Raw genomic sequence first — 1,672 nt, forward strand, 5'->3', positions numbered from 1 at the left:
CACCGCCGTGCGTCGCCGCCGCATGCCGCCTCCCGGGTCCGGTGGTGCCGTCCCCGCGACCGTAGCGCCCGGGCGCCCCGCGAGGTCGGCACATCGGGCCGAGGTCGTCACTCGTTCCTGCCGACCTCGTCGCGATGTGACGACCTCACGGGCAGCGGCGGCCGACGGCGAGTGGCCGGCCCCGCGCGCCGCCGCTCATCGCCCCGACGAGCGCCAGCGCCTCCGCCGCGATCCGCGCCGTCGCCGGCACGTCGGTCATCAGCGTCGGCGCCGCCGCGGACCGCCAGCCGTCCGCGGCCAGCTTCTCCGCTGCCTCCGCGTCGACGGTGTCCACCAGCCACGCGTCCAGCACGCCGGCGTCCGCGCCGGTCCGGGAGGCGTCGTCCCGGCGGCCGTAGAACCGCGCGACCGCCTCGGCCGTCGCGTCGACGCCGATCGTCGCCAGGCACTGCGCCGCCATCCCGCGCACGGGCGCGCCGCCGACGATCGGGGAGACGCCGACCACCGGCGCCGACGTCGACGCCAGCGCCGCGCGGACGCCCGGCACGGCGAGGATCGTCGACACGGACACGACGGGGTTCGAGGGCGGGACGACCACGACGTCGGCGGCCGCGATCGCGTCCAGCACACCCGGCGCGGCCTGCGCCGAGTCGAGCCCCACCTGGACGAACCGCAGCGCCGGGAGGGCGGCGCGGTGCCGGACCCACCACTCCTCGAAGTGGATGGTCCGCTCGGCGCCGGAGCCGGGGTCACCGTCCGGGTCGGCCACCACGACGTGCGTCTCGACCGGCTCGTCGGCCATGGGCAGCAGCCGCACGCCCTGCTCGGCGAGGCCCCACCGCCGGCTCAGCAGGGCGGTGGCCTCCGACAGGGTGCGGCCCTCGCGGAGCCACTGGGTCCGGGCGAGGTGCGTCGCCAGGTCGAGGTCGCCCAGGGTGAACCAGTCCCAGCCGACCCCGTACGCGGCGAGGTCGGTGCTGACCCGGCTGGTCTCCTCGCGCCGGCCCCAGCCCTGGTCCTCGTGCACGGCGCCGCCGAGCGTGTACATCAGGGTGTCGAGGTCCGGGCAGACCCGCACGCCGTGCAGCCACATGTCGTCGCCGGTGTTGGCGATCACGGTGACCTCGGCGGTGCTGCCGCCGCGGCCGTCGGGCAGCCGGTCGCGCAGCAGGGCGAGCAGGCCGCGGGTGAACCGGGCGCCGCCGACGCCGCCGGACAGGACGGTGATCCTCATCGTGCTCCTTCGGGGACCGGCTCGGGCCGGGTCGGTCGGGGGTCGCGGGGGTCGGCCGGACCCGACGCGGCGGCGGGGGCCGGGTCGCCGAACGCGATGACCGGCCGCCCCGTCCCCGGGTGGGTCAGCACGGCGCAGTCGACGCCGTAGACCGCGCGGACCAGGTCGGCGGTGAGCACGTCGCGGGGGTCGCCGGCCGCGACCAGCCGCCCCTCCGCGAGCACGAGCACGTGCGCGCAGTACGCGGCGGCCAGGTTGAGGTCGTGCAGCGCGGCGACGGTCGTGCGGCCGAGGTCGCGGACGAACGCCAGCAGCGACAGCTGGGCGCTGACGTCGAGGTGGTTGGTGGGCTCGTCGAGCAGCAGCAGGTCGGGCTCCTGCGCGAGCGCCCGGGCGATGTGCACCCGCTGCCGCTCGCCGCCGGACAGCGCGGACCAC

At 77.6% G+C, this 1,672-nt stretch carries 2 protein-coding genes; both read right to left on the reverse strand.

What is annotated here, in order from left to right; genetic code table 11:
• Positions 1–145 precede the first annotated feature (145 nt).
• Complete coding sequence (cofD, locus tag VER05_RS16560) at positions 146–1,234, reverse strand: 2-phospho-L-lactate transferase (RefSeq protein WP_324846418.1); 1,089 nt, start codon at positions 1,232–1,234, stop codon at positions 146–148.
• The coding region (locus VER05_RS16565) for an ABC transporter ATP-binding protein (RefSeq protein WP_324846419.1) at positions 1,231–1,672 on the reverse strand (442 nt) is incomplete at its 5' end. The genes VER05_RS16565 and cofD, both read right to left, overlap by 4 nt.

Origin of the sequence: Cellulomonas sp. (assembly GCF_035634735.1) — a bacterium.
Classification (GTDB): Bacteria; Actinomycetota; Actinomycetes; order Actinomycetales; family Cellulomonadaceae; genus Cellulomonas.